Genomic DNA, 15,520 nt, shown 5'->3' on the forward strand with positions numbered 1-15,520 from the left:
AGATCCTTTAATGAGATGAATACTGGGTCATGTCCTGAATTTGCATCACCATGCCCATAATGAGTAAGAAGAAACCGATTATCAGAAACAGAGAGAAAAGCTTGGCAACATTGGCACGCCGGGCAACCAAACCGAGCACCTGCTCCAGCCACCGGTCGGCATAGTGACTGATGAGGGTAGAGGCCCCGTCCCCCTGACTCAGGATAGAGAGATAATTGGCCGCCTCCTGGCTGGGAAACTGGTATCCGCAGTCGCGCAGCGACTGACCCAGACTGGCCCCGTTTTTGATACCATCCCTGATGGCACCGTTGTCGGTACCGTCCATCACCGCATCGAGGCGCTCTTGCAGCCAGGGAGAGCCAAAATCATGCAGTATTCTGACGGCTTCAAGATGCGGCACCCCAGCTTCCAGCAAAGCGGCGATGTTCATCAGAAAAACGGCGCCCTGCAGGTCCTTATAGATTGACCATGGCATCAGTCGGTCAGCAAAACGCCGTAACCGGCCACGCCAGCGAGGCAGAGACCAGAACACCAGGGCAACAAAAGTCGCGCACCCCGCCGCCGCCGCCCCGCCATACGCGGAGGTAAATACCGAGACCTGACGCATAAAACCAAGAGAAGCGGTCCAGGTATCTGGGGAAGAAAGTTTACTGAGCGTCGGAATAAGCAGCCGGTTATTGACGGTCAGCAGGCCGCCGCCCAATGAAAGCAGTAAAATCGGGTAGACGGAGGCCATCAGGACCTGCCCCATGATCCGCCGGCGGGCCACAATCAGCTTGTCGGCCTGCTCCAGTGAACGCGGCACGCTGCCGCTTCGGATGCCGGCACTGATAAGGGCCGCTTCTTCCTGAGGGACCCAAGCCGTCAGCACGTCCGGCAGGGAATGCCCGGCGCTGTTATCCGCAATCGCCTCGAGACAATCGTCGATCAGATCAATGTAAGGATGCCAGCGACGGCCAAAGTCGGTGTGTACCTCACCGATCATCGTCAGCGCCTCTTTAAAAGATTTTTTGTTCTCCAGCAAAAAGCGCAGGGTCTCGTAAAAAGGCTGGCGATATTTCCCGGTAAATGACCGGCGGACAAGCTCATAGCGGATCCGCTGCAACAGATTCATCTGCTGAGCGCGGTAGGAAACCGTGGAGTGCTCAGACATCAGGCACCTCACAGGCGAGCAACTCATCCTCATCCAGCGGGCACACCAAATCACCGTCCAGGGGGTCTACCCGGCCTTCCGCAAGGCGTCTTAAAAGATGCGTGCACCGGCTGATCCCGTCAAGATGCTGTAACCAGTACTGACGCGCGGCAGCGGTGCCGTGCGACAGGAACAGCGTCATGAAACGCGCGTCAGGGCGGATAACTTCGGCAAGCACGGTACGGCCGGTCACGCCACGGCTGACAATTCGTCCGGTAAGCTCAACCGTCTTCTGACAATGTTTACAGCCTTCAGAATGACGAAACCACAGCTGTTCCGGTTGGCACACCCCTGACACATTGCAGTATTTCTCCAGCCTTTCCCGGACATCCACTGGCAGCGTTGGGGATTTTTCAGACCAGGAAATTCGGCAATGCGGGCACAGGGTCTGAACCAGTCGCTGACTGAGCAGGCCGACCATAATTTGCGGGTCTGCAATGAGCTGAATATTGACGCCCATCGACGCCATGCGGGGGATCGCACCGGTCGCGCTGGGTGCGTGGAGTGTATCGAAGACAATATGCCCCGACTCGACGGCATGGACAGCCGCCATCACCGAGTTACGCTCCTGCATTTCCCCGATAACGATGGCGTCCGGGTCAGAGCGAAGTGCGGCGGCGTTGGACTCCTCCCAGGCCTCAACCACGGCCTCACGCGCACTGCTTTTGGGTGTGACCGAGGTCTGGATGGCACCCGCTATGCGGCCTTCGACGGGGAATTCAATGGTCAGCAACCGTTTTTTACCCTGAGTGCGTGCCAGCCAGTGTCCGCTGAACGTGCGCAGCGTCGTACTCTTCCCTGACCCCGTTGGACCCGTCAGTGTCACCATGCCTTCGGGTATTCTCAGTATTTTCTCAACAAGCGCCTGTTGCTCGGGCAGAAAACCGAGTTGTGCCAGCGTCGGCACCTGGTGACTGTCGTCGGGAATGATACGCAGCACGACATATATACCATCAGGGGTCGGCATATGTTGGTAACGCGCGCCAAACACACCGGCACGTCGGGCATACTCAGAGGACACCCGGCCTTTTTGTGCCACATTTTCCAGAAAATCAGTGGTCAGCAGGTCGCACATCGACCGGTAAATGGTCGACACCAGGGAGAGCCCTTCGTCAAACGTCAGCTCATCAATAATTTCCAGTTCGCCGTGTATGCGCATTTCGATGACGGTGAGTTTTTCGTTTTTACTCAGCGTCAGGTGGATATCAGAAGACACCAGTTGCCCTGCAGCGGCCATATACGTCAGTACTTTTTGCTGGGTCGGACTGACACTGTCACCCAGAGCCTGCGGGCCAAAAGACAGCGTACTGTCGTCGGTGTACACCTGCCTTTCCCGTCGTGCGTTAAGTTCACTGAGCGACACAAACTCTTTAGTGGCCAGCGGGAATGCCCTGACCATATCCATCACCCACCGCTGAACCTGCGGATCGGCTCGGCGGTTAGTGTCAATCACCAGCCTGACGGCCCCCTTGCCTTCGGGGACATCCTCGGCCAGCACAAAATCCATGATTTCTTTAGCCGGTTGCATACTGTTTCCTTATTCAGAACGAGAGTTCTGCCCCGTCACTGAGTTTCACCGCATTCAGGGTGACTGATTTGACAGTCAGTTTGCTGCCGGGTAACTGATCGCCGACAGACACTTCAGTAATGCCGCCCTGAGGCAGCACAATGCGGGCATGCAACTGCGTGCCGCGGCCGTAGATTTCCTGTAGACGAACAGCGCCGGTGACGCTTTTCGGTGGGGCAGCGCTGACCGCCGGCTGGCCCGCGCCTATGGCAGGCTGCCCGGAAGGGATAAACGGCAATGCCGAACTCGCCGCCTGACTCACCGGGCTTTCGCTCTGACTTTCACGAAGTTGCCGCGTGAGCCTGGCGGTCTGTACCTGCTGCTCCAGAAGAAAGTTCCGGGACTGTATGGCCTCGAGCTGACCAATAGTCACATTGTTAACGTCGGCCAGACTGTCTGACGCCTGACTCTGCAGGCTGAATACCATAAGGCCAAGCAGCCCGACCCGGCGGATGGGGTTAACGTTGAGCATACAGACTCCCCTTAACGGTGTAGTCAAACTGCCCTTGCGGGCTTAACGTGAAAGCAATACTGAAGAGGCGCAGCCCGGTATCATCGCCGCCCGCCAGCATCCACTCCGGAGCCAGACGGGCATTCACCGTGAAGGTAAACTCCCGCCAATCCTGGGGGGGTGCGGTATTTGCCGCACCGGGGATGACGTCAGGGGGTTTGATTTCCGTGAACTGTACCGGAATATTGCGCCGCTGAAGGTGAGTCACAAAGCGCATCAGTTGCGTGTCCTGATCAGGCACGACCTCATCTCTCGCAGGTAGCACACTGACGGAATAAGGCACGTTGACGTCACCGTTCTGCCCGCCTTCTTTCAGGTTAAAGACCGCATTCTGGCCGAAAATCTGCCGAGACCGACGGGCAAAATCTTCCACCGTCGTGCCGGGTATCGCCACATACCGCAGACGCAGGCCGGTCTGCGTGCATTCCCCTGCTATCAGCCTCCAGCCCACGACCGACACGGGCAAGGGTTCGCGGGTAAACCAGCACTGACTGAGGAAAACCGAAGACGGTAATAACGCGGCCCACGGGTGCAAAGCGGGCTGGACTGCGGCGATTTTATTCGCTGACAGCGCCTGACGCGCCTTATATTCTGCCAGTGCGGCCGCCTGACGGGCCCGCAGGCCCGCATCATCCCGCCAGTAAACGAGAGCAACTGACACGCCTACCGCTAAAAACACCAGGGTCACCAACTTTCGCAGTGACGGGATGTGCCGCAGTTGAACGCGCCGCCGCTGTCTGCGGGTCAACGCACCGGTCAGCGTCTGCCAGGAACACGGCTGTTCAGGCGTGGCACTGCAATGCCAGCCACGCTGTGTATCCACCGGCTCATTGAACTCCATGAAGCGCTCACGGGCCTGGGTCACTTCCTGCAATGTCCCGACAACATCCCCCATGACGGAGAGACGCCCCCCGAGGGTGGCGAAAAACACCCAGCGGTCAGTGGCCTCATCAAGGCGATAAATGCCGTAACTGTTGCCCCCTTCCCGGACTAAGAATGCCGCGGCCAGAGAACAGAGCCGCGTACCCCGTCTGACTCGTGCTGGTTGGACAAACCCCACCATCCTGCCGGGCTTTCTGCCCGTTTGGATACGGTAAGTGTCCCCCGAGTGTTACCCCAAAACCCCAGCCCGGCCCCTTTTCATCCAGCCAGCGCAAACCGGCCAGCCAGCCGCTACGCCCCTGCATCAGCACCGGCTGAATATTTTGCACCCGGTTTTCCTTTTGTTTTCTCATGGTTACCTCAGCAGCACGGGAGTAATAAGAATAACGAGCGTCGTACGTGTAGATGATCCATTCTGCCCCCCACCCAACAGCCAGTTACCGGGCGTAAAGGTGCCCTGTTTGTCAGCCGACGTTGTCATCTGGTCAGACCCAGTTAATACCAGCGTCTGACCACTGCGCATGTTGACTTTCTGCGTCATGGCCTCCGTTGAGGTATTTGGGACATCATTGCGGGTGTTGCCATCTTTGCTGATAAAAGACTGGATCTTCGGTGGACTGGTATAACTGAAGGCGAACTGCAGTTGCACATCGCCGTTTTCCTGAATGTACGGCAACATGGTCATGAAAAGGCCGGTGGTCAGGGTCGTGGTGGTCATCGTCGAGGTGACGCCCACATTGGCCGTTGCCGTCGAACTTGAACTGGACAGGATCCCCTGCTGGTTGGAGAGCTGATACGGTACCGGCGTCAGGTTCGTCGTGGCCCTGGCCTGGCTAGTCACTACACTCACGTTCCCCTGCTCTGACAGGGCCTTGATAAGCAGTTGTGAACCCGAGAAACGCGCTGCGCCGCCAGTGGCAGTATCGAGAATAGCCAGACCCAAGCTGCTGGCTGACGAGGAGGCATGGGTGAAACTGCCGCTGAGGGTAGCACCAAAGTTATGCAGAGATTTGGCGACTAACCCCGTATCAATGCCGTTATTCTCCGTGCGGGAGTGCGTGTAACTGAGGATTTCGATATTCAACTGCACCTGGCGGTTCAGTACCGTATTCTGGTATTCAACATAGCGGTTAACACGGTCAAGCACTTCCGGCGTATCCGTCACCGTCAGCGTCCCGCTGGCAGAGGAGAGCCAGTAGCGCCCTTTTGCCGGTGTCAGCATCTTTTCAACGGTATTGCGGATATCCTCATAAAGATTACTGCTGAGGTCATACCCCGTCTTCTGCGCGGAGTTGACGTCGCCGGTCATGCCCGTTCCGGAGCCACCTCCCGTACCCAGCGTATTCCCCGCCCCTGAATTGATGCTGGCAGAACTGTCAATTTTGGTATTGAGGATAACCAACTGGAACGTCCGCGTATCCATCTGGTAAAAAACAATATTGCCCTGGTCATTACGCCAGGACAGGCCGAGACGGCTGGAGGCAATGTCCAGCAACCCGCGCAGGTTGCCCTGCCATTTCAGGCCAGTGAGCACCGGTTCTGTCACTGAGACGGAAGCTCCCTGCTGGGCCTGCCCGCCAATCTCGGACAGAGGAACCCTGCCGTTATCATCCGGCGCAGGCAGTTTGCCCGTCATTTGCTGTGTGGTGACGCTGCCGCCACCGGTGGAAACCAGCGTTTGCAGTGCATCAGGCGTGATGGTGACACTCAGCCCACACATGGCCGTAATACGCTGGCCAATCTCCGGTAAAGTCATCCCTTCAGGGCGGTTAATTGTTATCTGGCAATCGGGGAGCGATTTATCTTCCGGTGCCGCCACGACTGGGATCACCGGTCTGAGATTCACCCAGGGCTTGTCTGTCCAGGTGACGCTGTCCTGCGTGACTGATGTGCGGCTTTTGACTATGCGCTGCGCGGTATGCCCGTTTTCCTGCGCGGTGTGATCCATGCGATTAAATTCTGCACATCCTGGTAACATCACCAGCGCGGCCATTATCGCGACGTGGAGAGCGGTTCGGACAAGACGATACTTCAGCATTCTCGATCCCTTCAGTTGAGATAAATGACGTTGCCTTCCGCCACGCCGGCAGGAAGAGATAAACTCATATCGGTACCATCTGACATTTTCAGGCGCCCGCCCGATATTGTGCAGACTAGTGCAGACCCCACAGACTGACGATTAAGAGAATCCACCAGTCCCGGGCGGTCAACAGACCAGAGCCAGAGACGCCCGCCCTGCATAGCCGCCTGAATGCGGCTATCAGGCGCCGGAACCAGGCCAAACTGCCCAGTAGCCAAAGGCCCTTCAGCAAGCTGACGGGTATACCGCCAGTCATTGATTGCGCTGGCCAGCCTGAGGATATCCGTGGCAAGGAGGTCAGCACTGACCTGAATGCTCTGCTGCATCAGGCGGGATGTATCACGGTTCTGAAGATTTCCCACAATCAACAAAAAAATCATGGTCAGTGCCGCAATCGGGTAGCCCATTATTGACGTCCGGGCTGGTCACTAACGGACACCAGGCATTGCATACGGCTGGCTGCGGCATAAAGTGGTTTATCCGCCTGACGATACAGGTCAAAAACCTGAACCAACACCGACTCAAAATTGCCGTGAAATACCAGTGGGGCATCAATCCGGTAGTCCAGCGATACCGGCCAGATAACAACCCAGTTGCCCCCGTTGTCACACTTCGCACTCCCGGCCCAGCGGGTCAGCGTCTCTTTCAGCGTGGAGCCGACTTCGGCACGCCAGAGTTGACCGGATGGCACCACCACGGGTTCCCCCGGTGAAAATACGGGTTTTCCTGCAGGGGCTGATGGGCTTTGTGCCAGAAGGCCTGGGGGGACCAGAGAGGCCGGGGCATTTTTTACAGATGGCGAGGCCTTCACCGGGATGACCGGTGATACCGGTTTACCCTGGGACGGAGTGGCCTGTTGGGAAGGATACGCCGCTGCCACAGGTACCGCGGGCTGAGTCACCTGTGGCGTTGAACGCCTCACGGGGGTGCTGCCCTTCATCGCGGTAAGTACCGGTGAAGGCACGGGTACGCTTTCGGGCGTCAGTGCTGACTTAGCCTGAAGGGTGGCAGAAACAGGGTTCAGTGATGTGGCCGGATTTTGGGGGGTGACGGTGGACGAAGGCGCAGAGAACGGATTACCCGACAACCGCGGGGTAACAGTCGGTGTCTTTGTGATACCAGAATACGTCGCTGTCATCGTTTTCGGCGCAAAATCACGGTAGGCATCGCGCAGGTTAAAACAGACCTCGCGATTGACATCATCCACATGCAAACGCCAGGCGGGTCCGGCCAGCACCTGCAATGCCTCACTCAGACGAACAGGGCCGATTGAGCGCTGTACAGCCGGCAAAGGACGACTGAGCAACTCAGCAAAGACCGTGGAGGATGCCGGGCACAGCGAATATCCGGACTCCAGCAGCAGGTACCGCAATCCGTCGCCGACGGAGCGTACGAGCTGCGCCGGCATGGTGATATCGACCATCTGATTTAACGGATCACGCTGAGCGTCAGCGGGCCGGGTGCTGACCAGAGTATATTTGTCATAACGCACGACCTCAGGCGACTGGCTCTGGTATATGTCGCTGACGCGTGGGTTGGCGGGGATACGCATCAGTACGTCAGAAGAAGAGGTGCTGTTATTAGCGCACCCGGCGGTTAGCAATGACAGCGTCAGCCATGCCAGTTTGTGCCCAGGGTGCAGGGTCAGTTGTGCCATCAATGTTCACCGTGAGAATATTCCCAATAAGAGACGGATATTCTGACGGCGGCACAAAGTGGGACAACGTTAAACTCTTTCTGAGAACTGAAGAAAAACTGAATGACACCCGTCATGATAACAGGTGTGAAAAATGAAGGTGAAGGTATGGATTTATTGTGGTGGTTCCGGGCCTCGGAGAACCTTAAGGGATTTTAGGCGGAATGGAACATTACTGGGAGAAATTGGCTGTCTGAACCTGCTCAAAACGCCGGACAAACCGGCGTTTTGAGCAGAGGTATTCATTTAATTATTCAGGATAAAATTCGCTATCCATAATTTGCTCAAACGTCCACGGGCATGTATCCGGGAAAACGTTGCGGCTAATTTGAGTCTCACGCTCAGCAGCGATAATAGCATCGCTGTATGCCCCCTCAAGAGACTCATTGAGTTTGTGCTTGAGGCTTGGACTTTCTTTCAGGCAGCGGCTGACTTTTTGACGCTGACCAATAATCGTTAGCATCCAACTGCGGCTTCTTCGGCCTTCCTGGTATTTCCACTTAAGCAGGTGAGCAAGCAAGACTTCCAGACGGGATTCAAGCTCCCTACGTTCGCTGCGACCCATGCTCTCGATCTCCTCCAGAAGATTCTGTGTATCCAGTTCACTGAGGCTACCAGAACGAAGCAGGTCAGCCTGTTCCTGCGTCCAACCGTAAAAATCACTGTCATAACGGGTTGTCATAGTTCCTCCGTAGGTCTTACGTTACCGAGATAACGTTTGGCTCAAGCCAGAGTCATTTGGGTTTGTCTGTTTCTTTTGAAAAGGGCATGCCATACACGCACTTTTCATGGATGATTTATAGTCTGTCAGAGATAAATGCCCCCGTCAAAGACAGGCGCATTCGTTTATAAAGCCCATTCAGCCAAAACCTCTGGTTCCTGAACATCTAAAGCATCAGATTCAAAGCGTTTTAACACTTAAGAATACGGCATGTGAATAAACTGAGGGTTGAGATGTACCATCGAGATCGTCCAAAAAAGAGAACCACCCTGGAGGGAGAGTTCTCCCCACAGGGTAGATAGTTAAGATTAGCGATTAGCAATAAGTCAGTTGAGACCAGCTTCCAGTACGTAAAGCGTCTTCTGCTTCACCGCAGGTACGCCAGTATTCAACTGATTCACGTGAAAGAGGTTCCGCATTTTCAGAAGTGCCGAGATAAAACCCGGCACGACTTCTCATCACTTCAAGCGGCATTTTCTTTCCGCAGCACGTTAAGGCACGTTTCCCGTATTGCATGTTGAGCGCCTCTCAGGAAATACCATAAACAATACCGCGGCATACGCCATATCCGTAACCCAGGAACGGAATATCGTCGTCGAAATCCATTGGCGGTTCATTGCCCATGGATTGCGAAGCTGGCTGAGACGTCCCACTGTGTGCAGGTGCTGCAGAAGGCTGTTTACCGGCGGGCTGACCGTTTCCACTGGTGTTGGTGCGGTTATTGCTGCCCAGCATCTGCATGGTGCCCTGCTGTTTGACCACGATTTCAGTCGTCCAACGTTCGACACCGGCGTTATCTGTCCACTTACGGGTCTGCAACTGGCCCTCAATGTACACCTGGGAACCTTTGTGCAGATACTCTCCGGCGATTTCAGCAAGCTTGCCAAACATCACCACGCGGTGCCATTCAGTGCGCTCTTTTTCTTCACCTGATTGTTTATCACGCCAAGTCTCGGACGTGGCCAGAGAAAAATTAGCCACCGCCGCTCCATTAGGTATATACCGGATTTCAGGATTTTGCCCAAGAAAACCGACTAAAATCACTTTGTTTACGCCACGACTGGACATAATGAATTCCTCTTAAATAAGTTGAGAGGAACACACCCGTGGGTGTATTCCCACTGGGTGTGTATCCGTGTCGATTCAGAATGAATTGTCAGCGTAACTTTTAGGCTGTTCAGCATTCTGTCCTGGCGGGGTAGACGTCGGTTTTTCTGATTTATAAACAATCTCGCCGCCAATCTTTATCCACTCGACCGCAATCAGCCGGGCTTTTAAACTTGGGCGACTTTCGCCGGTATGATCACCTTTTTGTAAAGTGAACACATCAGCGGTGAGGCCGCTCAGAACAAAACCAATCAATACCTGTTTTTCTTCATCCACCGATTTTTGACAGCGACTGATGAGGGAAACACTTTCCTTGCCAGCAACTGTGATATCAAAACGCGTGTAGGACGCATTGTCTGTTGGGCCGGTCAGGGCATTAATCACGGCACAGGTGAATTCACCCGTTGAGCCTGCGACTTTACGGATATTGTTGAGATAGCCGATACCGGTGACGTTCAGATTAAAATATTCAGTCTTGGGCTGAGAGGAAGAATGTGTAGCGTTGTTCGAAGCTGGGGTATGTGCAGTTGCAGTCATGATGTTCTCTCCGGAGTAAAAATAAACAGGTAGCGGAGAAACAATCATCCCGTGCGGGAGAAAGTTTCCCGCAGGGAAGTCAGTAACCGTGTTACTGACTGGCTGAATAAGTGAAGGTGGCCTTAACCCGAAGGTCTCTGTTTGCAAAGGTTAAACAGATTTAACGTAACCGCCCGAAAGCGCCATCTCTCAGGTCATAATGGCATTGGCATGTGATCACCCGAAGGCGTTCCTCTCAAATCACCGGAACATTGGCAGTTGTCAGGGACAACGATTAGCCGGTTCAGTTTTAAACCACAGCGATGAGAAGTCAAGATAGCGGGTAGAAAAAATTTAGAAGGTGTGAGACATAAATAAACAGCGGCACCCTGAGGCACCGCTATTGTGATCTGCACCGTCGATCTGAGGTTAAGCTGTTTTCACAGCAGCTCCGGGGCGTGTTCAGGACCCAGCACGGTTTTCACGGAGGTTATGTGCCTTACAGACTCTTCTCTCAGGTGTGGGAGCGGTCTGTCAGACTGTTCCACCAAGACGCAATGCATGTAGCATCCGGGCAGACCGCAGTCACGGGGGCGGCTTCAGAGCCACGAGAAACATAGCAAAATACAGCCCCTGCCTGCAATCAGTTAATTCTGTTTTGGTTTGCGTGACGTAGACTTAGCCGTTTTTTTCTTCACCTGGTCGGGGACATTGACCACGCCTTTGCAGGCTGGGTATTTCTCACAGCTGTAAAATGCCCCTTTATCCCCCCGACGCAGCCGGGTTTTACTGCCACAGAGCGGACAAGCGGGCGTGGGCGGCAAACGGATCGCCACGTTCTGTGCCAGTCCCTGAGCGACCAATTGGCGTGTCCAGCCTGCCTGCCTGGCCATAAAATCATCCAGACGCATTCGTCCTGCGGCAACTTCGTCCAGCGCCTGCTCCCACAGCGCCGTCATACCCGGTTCTTTCAGCGGCGCTGGCAGGGCATCCATCAGATCCATAGCGATGTCGGTCGCCCGCAGATAACGCCCTTTAATAACGATATAACCCCGCTTAAGCAACGTATCAATGATGCCGGCGCGGGTGGCTTCCGTGCCCAGCCCGGCGTTCTCTTTGAGGACCTTTTTCAGTTGCAAATCGGTCACATAAGACGCCGCGTTCATCATTGCGGCTATCAGCGTATCAAACGTGAAATGCAGCGGGGCTTTTGTTTTAAGGGACTTCACCTCGGCCGCCGTCACGGTACAGAGGTCACCTTTATTGAGAGAGGGTAACGTATTACCCGCCTCATTCTGGTCTGTGTCTTTGCTGTCAGTCGCTGAACCGAATAACACTTTCCAGCCCAGCACCACAATGACCCGGCCCGTGGTTCTGAAAAGCTGCCCACCCAGGCTGAGATCAAGGCGAGTGACATCGCTCTCCATGAGAGGAAGAAGCTGGGCAAGGTAATGCTGGCGAATAAGCGCATACACCCGTTTCTCCGTATCATTCATTTTATTCAGGTCACAGGCGTGCTTCGTCGGGATTACCCCATGGTGCGCTGTGATTTTTTTGTCGTTCCAGATACGTGACTCAAAACGGGGGTTCAGCGTCGCTATCTGCGGGGCGAGTGACGGGTCGGTTTTCACCAGTGCGGTAAGAACCTGAGGGATTTCTTCACGCATCGACACTGGCAGGAAACCACAGTCACTGCGGGGATAGGTTGTCGCTTTATGGGTCTCATACAGGCTTTGAGCGATATCAAGTACCTGCTGCGGGGACATGTCCCAAAGTTTGCCACAGGCCTGCTGTAAAGTACCGAGCGAAAACGCCAGCGGGGCCGCTTGTGTCTCGCGCTTTTTCTCCTGCTCAATGACCTGGGCCTGACCAGACTGATGACACAACTGAGCCACCTGCTGAGCAATACCCTGATGAACGCACCGTTTCTCCTCATCGGTGTACATTTGGGCGGGTACCCAGTGGGCAACGAACGCGATGCCCCCGGCCTGCAGGGTCGCATTGACCTGCCAGTAAGGTTTCGGGACAAAAGCCGCGATATCTCTGTCCCGGTTCACCACCAGTGACAACGTCGGCGTTTGTACCCGCCCCACCGATAACACGCCGTCAAACCCTTTCTCACGGGCTTTGAGCGTATAGAGCCGGGTCAGATTCATGCCCGTCAACCAGTCAGCGCGGGCGCGCCCTAACCCGGCGTAGTACAGAGCCAACGTTTCGCTGCCGGGTTTGATGTTATTCAGCCCGGCGCGAATGCTCGGCTCATCCAACGCCGATAGCCAGAGCCGGCTTACTGGGCCTCGCCATTGGCAATAATCCAGTAATTCCCGGGCGATGACCTCCCCTTCGCGGTCGGCATCGGTGGCGATAACAACTTCATCCACCTGTTTCAGTAGTTTTGCGATAGCCTTGAACTGATCTTCCGTCTCCTTTTTCACCACCATTTGCCACTGTGCCGGTAACACGGGCAGGGCATCGATATTCCAGGGACGTGCAAACTGAGTGCCATACGCCTCCGGAGAGGCGTTTTCGAGTAAATGTCCGACAGCCCAGGTCACCGTCACTCCGGGTCCCTGGAGAAATCCGTTGCCTCGTGTAGTGGCACCGAGGACCGCGGCAATATCCCTTCCCTGGGAGGGTTTTTCACACAGGATAAGGCGCATAAGTTCCTCCTTTATCGTACCGTGCCGTTATTGCCAGCCCCATAACGGATCCGCAGGAGATTAACACTGGCTTCATGAACTGGCGGGGAGAACGCTGAACGGCGATTGCCCAGCAGCACGCCAATATCCGGCTCACCCAGCGCTGAAACGGCCTGATGCCACACCTCGTTATTCTCAGCAGCATCTTGTCGGGAAACCGGCAATGAACGATAAGGAACTACACTGCCATATATCTGGCGAAGCAATCGTCCGCCTTCACTGAGCAACTGATCACGTTTCGTGCGAGATACCAGCCCATAGTGCGATGCCTGAAGCACTTTCTTTGAAAACTGGTCAAAACCGATTAATAAATACACACAGCGATAGCCCAGGGGAGTATTGCTATAGACCTTAATATCCAGCGGCGCGACCACCCCCGCTTCCGTAAACGTCACTCCAAGAGGAAGTAACTGCATGTCCTTATCCAGACTATTAATTAGATTGGACATAATATGACTGGCCTCACTGATTTTATCTTCCAGTGCAAGCATCGCGGCATCCGCCCAAGGATTATTTTTCAGTGAATCCTGGTTGATCCGGGAGGCCAGGCTGAGGAAACGCGGCATTCCCATAATGGCGGGTTTACCTTTATTGCCCTCATCTCCCTTCTCAGCCCGCCGGCCTTGCCATAGGCCAATGGCATAGTGGCTGTGGAGCTCAATTTTTAACTCTGAGTGCAATGCACCCGTTCTCTTTTCAGTGCTATCTGCCATCGTTGTCACCGTCTCATCAGTTAAGAAGGCTCTGATAGTCCTGAAAATGTCAGGTCTCCAACAACGTAAAACTCTTCATCCGTTTTGGGAATAAACCCTGTTTGGTTATTTTTTAATCTTGTCGAGCCCCGCAACGAGGTTGTTTTTTAATCAAATCGTTCTACTGACAGTCACTTCAGCAAATCGCACCCTACTGGGTTTGGTCGTTTTTTAATCAATCCTCTGATGACAGTCACTTCAGCAAATCGTACCTTACTGGGCTTGGTCGTTTTTTAATCTTGTTGCGCCCCGCAACAAGGTTGTTTTTTAATCAACTCATTCTGCTGACAGTCACTCAGCAAATCGCACCCTACTGGGTATGGTCGTTTTTTAATCTTGTTGCGCCCCGCAACAAGGTTGTTTTTTAATCAACTCATTCTGCTGACAGTCACTCAGCAAATCGCACCCTACTGGGCATGGTCGTTTTTTAATCTTGTTGCGCCCCGCAACAAGACTACTTTTTAGCCGCTACAGTACCTCGAAGCATCGAGTTTCGAATATCAGCGATAACACTTGAAACACGTGCTGGAGAAGCCCGTTCTACAGGATGTGGCACCTCTGGCATGGGCATCAATGCGGTAGCTGTCCGTCTGACAGGTGGCGAAACCGTGGAACCCTCGGGGATCACCAGTTGTCCATCACGGGCCAGCTTGAGCATTTTCAGCATCCAGCCAATAGGGTTGGTCAACTGCCCGCGGCTCAGCTGGTTTTTCAGCATGCCCAATACCGCCGAGGACTGTGCTTCTGGTAAGGCGGCCAGTTGTGTGGTCAGCATCACCGCATCGTCAGCAGAGATTTTGCTTGTCAGCGATCCGGGTAATTCCGGCACTGATGGCCCCTTACCACCGTTCTCATCCGGTACGTACGTTTTTTTAATAATACCCTGTGTAGAAATACGTACGTTACAGTTCGATTTCCGAACTCCGGCGTAAGTGACTGATTGTAGACTGAGTTCGGTATCCGAACCTGGGGTAGACGGCCCCTTTCTATCACTGAGTTCGGTTTTCGAACTTGGGTTTTCATGACCGTTTTCTGCACTTTTTATACTGAGTTCGGGAACCGAACCCGGTTGATAAGCGCGGCGCAAACTGGCCATCTGTTGCGGTGTTGATGCCGAACCAAGGCGGCTTTCAATCATCGCCAGACGGGAATGGCGGTGACGCATTGTCGGATCATTGCGAATGTCAGCCAGAACGGCCAGTGCCGTCATGCGGACAGCCTTGTTCCGGTGCTGACAGCCCGATGCCACGAGATCAAGCCAACCTGGGTCAAAGGTTTCTGCATCGCGGCAACTGAGCGGTTCATCATGTTGGGCGTAAATGTTCCCTCTGACCCGACCACGCTCATCCCTGACCCGCTTACACAAGCTCAGCCAGCCGGTTATCCGCAGCATAAGAAGTACCCGGCTGATGGTCTCCCGGGAGGCCTTTTCTGCATGGGGGGAAGCAAGCTGCAGTTGCAATTCGTCATAGGTAGGAAAAACCGCCCCGTCGTTTTGCTGCGCATAGAGACGGATCATCACCCACGCCGTTTTATCCAGCGGCGACAGGCGGGTATCCATAAACAACTGACGAGGAAAGGCATCATGAACGTTGCCCAGAAAAAGCAGGCCGCTGCGTTCACGGGTAACATCGTTCTCTGCCGTTCGGCTGGCAAGGTTGTTCTGCATGCGTGACAGCGTAAATGCTACGATGCTGTCCGGTGGTAATCCCATCTCGCGTCCTCTTTAAGCCTGTCTGTGACAGTACTTCGGGGCCCAGAAGGCCCCGTCCCTGTGATGCTGCTTATCGTGCTGCT

Annotated in this window: 16 protein-coding genes; 1 reads left to right on the forward strand and 15 read right to left on the reverse strand. The window is 54.5% G+C overall.

Annotation, left to right across the window (positions count from 1 at the left end; translation table 11 throughout):
- Window positions 1-7: 7 nt before the first annotated feature.
- Genes D5F51_RS18240 through pilL2 form a run of 8 tightly spaced genes read right to left on the reverse strand, consistent with a single transcriptional unit; the run spans window position 8 to window position 7,835 of the window.
- The gene (locus D5F51_RS18240; protein ID WP_129198277.1) at window positions 8-1,153 is read right to left on the reverse strand and encodes a type II secretion system F family protein; all 1,146 of its coding nucleotides are present in this window, start codon (window positions 1,151-1,153) and stop codon (window positions 8-10) included.
- Window positions 1,146-2,720 carry a GspE/PulE family protein gene (locus tag D5F51_RS18245; protein ID WP_129198279.1) on the reverse strand — a complete coding sequence of 525 codons (1,575 nt, stop codon included), beginning with the start codon at window positions 2,718-2,720 and terminating at the stop codon, window positions 1,146-1,148. The genes D5F51_RS18240 and D5F51_RS18245 overlap by 8 nt, the downstream gene beginning before the upstream one ends.
- A 13-nt stretch (window positions 2,721-2,733) precedes the next feature.
- The gene (gene pilP / locus D5F51_RS18250; protein ID WP_129198281.1) at window positions 2,734-3,231 is read right to left on the reverse strand and encodes a type IV pilus biogenesis protein PilP; all 498 of its coding nucleotides are present in this window, start codon (window positions 3,229-3,231) and stop codon (window positions 2,734-2,736) included.
- Entirely contained in the window at window positions 3,218-4,333 is a 1,116-nt protein-coding gene (pilO2, locus tag D5F51_RS18255; protein ID WP_129198283.1) for a type 4b pilus protein PilO2, read from the reverse strand. The genes pilP and pilO2 overlap by 14 nt, the downstream gene beginning before the upstream one ends.
- Entirely contained in the window at window positions 4,221-4,505 is a 285-nt protein-coding gene (locus D5F51_RS22825) for a hypothetical protein (protein ID WP_162301782.1), read from the reverse strand. The genes pilO2 and D5F51_RS22825 overlap by 113 nt, the downstream gene beginning before the upstream one ends.
- Before the next feature lie 2 nt (window positions 4,506-4,507).
- A complete protein-coding gene (gene pilN, locus D5F51_RS18260) occupies window positions 4,508-6,190 on the reverse strand; it encodes a PilN family type IVB pilus formation outer membrane protein (protein ID WP_129198285.1) in 1,683 nt (560 codons plus the stop codon).
- 11 nt (window positions 6,191-6,201) lie between these two features.
- Window positions 6,202-6,639: a type IV pilus biogenesis protein PilM gene (gene pilM / locus D5F51_RS18265; RefSeq protein WP_129198286.1), complete on the reverse strand. Its 438-nt coding sequence runs from the start codon at window positions 6,637-6,639 to the stop codon at window positions 6,202-6,204.
- The gene (pilL2, locus tag D5F51_RS18270) at window positions 6,639-7,835 is read right to left on the reverse strand and encodes a PFGI-1 class ICE element type IV pilus protein PilL2 (RefSeq protein ID WP_245994969.1); all 1,197 of its coding nucleotides are present in this window, start codon (window positions 7,833-7,835) and stop codon (window positions 6,639-6,641) included. The genes pilM and pilL2 overlap by 1 nt, the downstream gene beginning before the upstream one ends.
- Here pilL2 and D5F51_RS22830 point away from each other — a divergent pair.
- Window positions 7,750-7,935, forward strand: coding sequence for a hypothetical protein (locus D5F51_RS22830; protein ID WP_245994979.1), 186 nt, complete (start codon window positions 7,750-7,752; stop codon window positions 7,933-7,935). The genes pilL2 and D5F51_RS22830 overlap by 86 nt on opposite strands.
- A 243-nt stretch (window positions 7,936-8,178) precedes the next feature.
- Here the strand turns inward: D5F51_RS22830 and D5F51_RS18275 are convergent, their stop codons facing one another.
- The 7 genes from D5F51_RS18275 to D5F51_RS18305 form a co-directional block, all read right to left on the reverse strand.
- The gene (locus D5F51_RS18275) at window positions 8,179-8,610 is read right to left on the reverse strand and encodes a DUF29 domain-containing protein (protein ID WP_129198290.1); all 432 of its coding nucleotides are present in this window, start codon (window positions 8,608-8,610) and stop codon (window positions 8,179-8,181) included.
- 354 nt (window positions 8,611-8,964) lie between these two features.
- Window positions 8,965-9,165 carry a hypothetical protein gene (locus D5F51_RS18280; protein ID WP_129198292.1) on the reverse strand — a complete coding sequence of 67 codons (201 nt, stop codon included), beginning with the start codon at window positions 9,163-9,165 and terminating at the stop codon, window positions 8,965-8,967.
- A 12-nt stretch (window positions 9,166-9,177) separates the two neighbouring features.
- The gene (locus D5F51_RS18285) at window positions 9,178-9,717 is read right to left on the reverse strand and encodes a single-stranded DNA-binding protein (protein ID WP_129198294.1); all 540 of its coding nucleotides are present in this window, start codon (window positions 9,715-9,717) and stop codon (window positions 9,178-9,180) included.
- A 75-nt stretch (window positions 9,718-9,792) separates the two neighbouring features.
- Window positions 9,793-10,293: an STY4534 family ICE replication protein gene (locus tag D5F51_RS18290; protein ID WP_129198296.1), complete on the reverse strand. Its 501-nt coding sequence runs from the start codon at window positions 10,291-10,293 to the stop codon at window positions 9,793-9,795.
- A 626-nt stretch (window positions 10,294-10,919) separates the two neighbouring features.
- Entirely contained in the window at window positions 10,920-12,932 is a 2,013-nt protein-coding gene (locus D5F51_RS18295) for a DNA topoisomerase III (protein WP_129198298.1), read from the reverse strand.
- Window positions 12,933-12,943: 11 nt separating this feature from the next.
- A complete protein-coding gene (locus D5F51_RS18300) occupies window positions 12,944-13,684 on the reverse strand; it encodes a PFL_4669 family integrating conjugative element protein (protein WP_129198300.1) in 741 nt (246 codons plus the stop codon).
- A gap of 493 nt (window positions 13,685-14,177) precedes the next feature.
- Entirely contained in the window at window positions 14,178-15,437 is a 1,260-nt protein-coding gene (locus tag D5F51_RS18305) for an STY4528 family pathogenicity island replication protein (RefSeq protein ID WP_129198302.1), read from the reverse strand.
- Window positions 15,438-15,520 lie beyond the last annotated feature (83 nt).

Origin of the sequence: Yersinia hibernica, assembly GCF_004124235.1 — a bacterium.
In the GTDB taxonomy this organism is placed as follows: Bacteria; Pseudomonadota; Gammaproteobacteria; order Enterobacterales; family Enterobacteriaceae; genus Yersinia; species Yersinia hibernica.

Excerpts from the sequence above, each read along its gene's own strand:
- D5F51_RS18240 (WP_129198277.1), bottom strand. The coding sequence starts at position 1,153 with ATGTCTGAGCACTCCACGGTTTCCTACCGCGCTCAGCAGATGAATCTG.
- D5F51_RS18245 (WP_129198279.1), bottom strand. The coding sequence starts at position 2,720 with ATGCAACCGGCTAAAGAAATCATGGATTTTGTGCTGGCCGAGGATGTC.
- pilP (WP_129198281.1), bottom strand. The coding sequence starts at position 3,231 with ATGCTCAACGTTAACCCCATCCGCCGGGTCGGGCTGCTTGGCCTTATG.
- pilO2 (WP_129198283.1), bottom strand. The coding sequence starts at position 4,333 with ATGGTGGGGTTTGTCCAACCAGCACGAGTCAGACGGGGTACGCGGCTC.
- D5F51_RS22825 (WP_162301782.1), bottom strand. The coding sequence starts at position 4,505 with ATGAGAAAACAAAAGGAAAACCGGGTGCAAAATATTCAGCCGGTGCTG.
- pilN (WP_129198285.1), bottom strand. The coding sequence starts at position 6,190 with ATGCTGAAGTATCGTCTTGTCCGAACCGCTCTCCACGTCGCGATAATG.
- pilM (WP_129198286.1), bottom strand. The coding sequence starts at position 6,639 with ATGGGCTACCCGATTGCGGCACTGACCATGATTTTTTTGTTGATTGTG.
- D5F51_RS22830 (WP_245994979.1), top strand. The coding sequence starts at position 7,750 with ATGTCGCTGACGCGTGGGTTGGCGGGGATACGCATCAGTACGTCAGAA.
- D5F51_RS18275 (WP_129198290.1), bottom strand. The coding sequence starts at position 8,610 with ATGACAACCCGTTATGACAGTGATTTTTACGGTTGGACGCAGGAACAG.
- D5F51_RS18280 (WP_129198292.1), bottom strand. The coding sequence starts at position 9,165 with ATGCAATACGGGAAACGTGCCTTAACGTGCTGCGGAAAGAAAATGCCG.
- D5F51_RS18285 (WP_129198294.1), bottom strand. The coding sequence starts at position 9,717 with ATGTCCAGTCGTGGCGTAAACAAAGTGATTTTAGTCGGTTTTCTTGGG.
- D5F51_RS18290 (WP_129198296.1), bottom strand. The coding sequence starts at position 10,293 with ATGACTGCAACTGCACATACCCCAGCTTCGAACAACGCTACACATTCT.
- D5F51_RS18295 (WP_129198298.1), bottom strand. The coding sequence starts at position 12,932 with ATGCGCCTTATCCTGTGTGAAAAACCCTCCCAGGGAAGGGATATTGCC.
- D5F51_RS18300 (WP_129198300.1), bottom strand. The coding sequence starts at position 13,684 with ATGGCAGATAGCACTGAAAAGAGAACGGGTGCATTGCACTCAGAGTTA.
- D5F51_RS18305 (WP_129198302.1), bottom strand. The coding sequence starts at position 15,437 with ATGGGATTACCACCGGACAGCATCGTAGCATTTACGCTGTCACGCATG.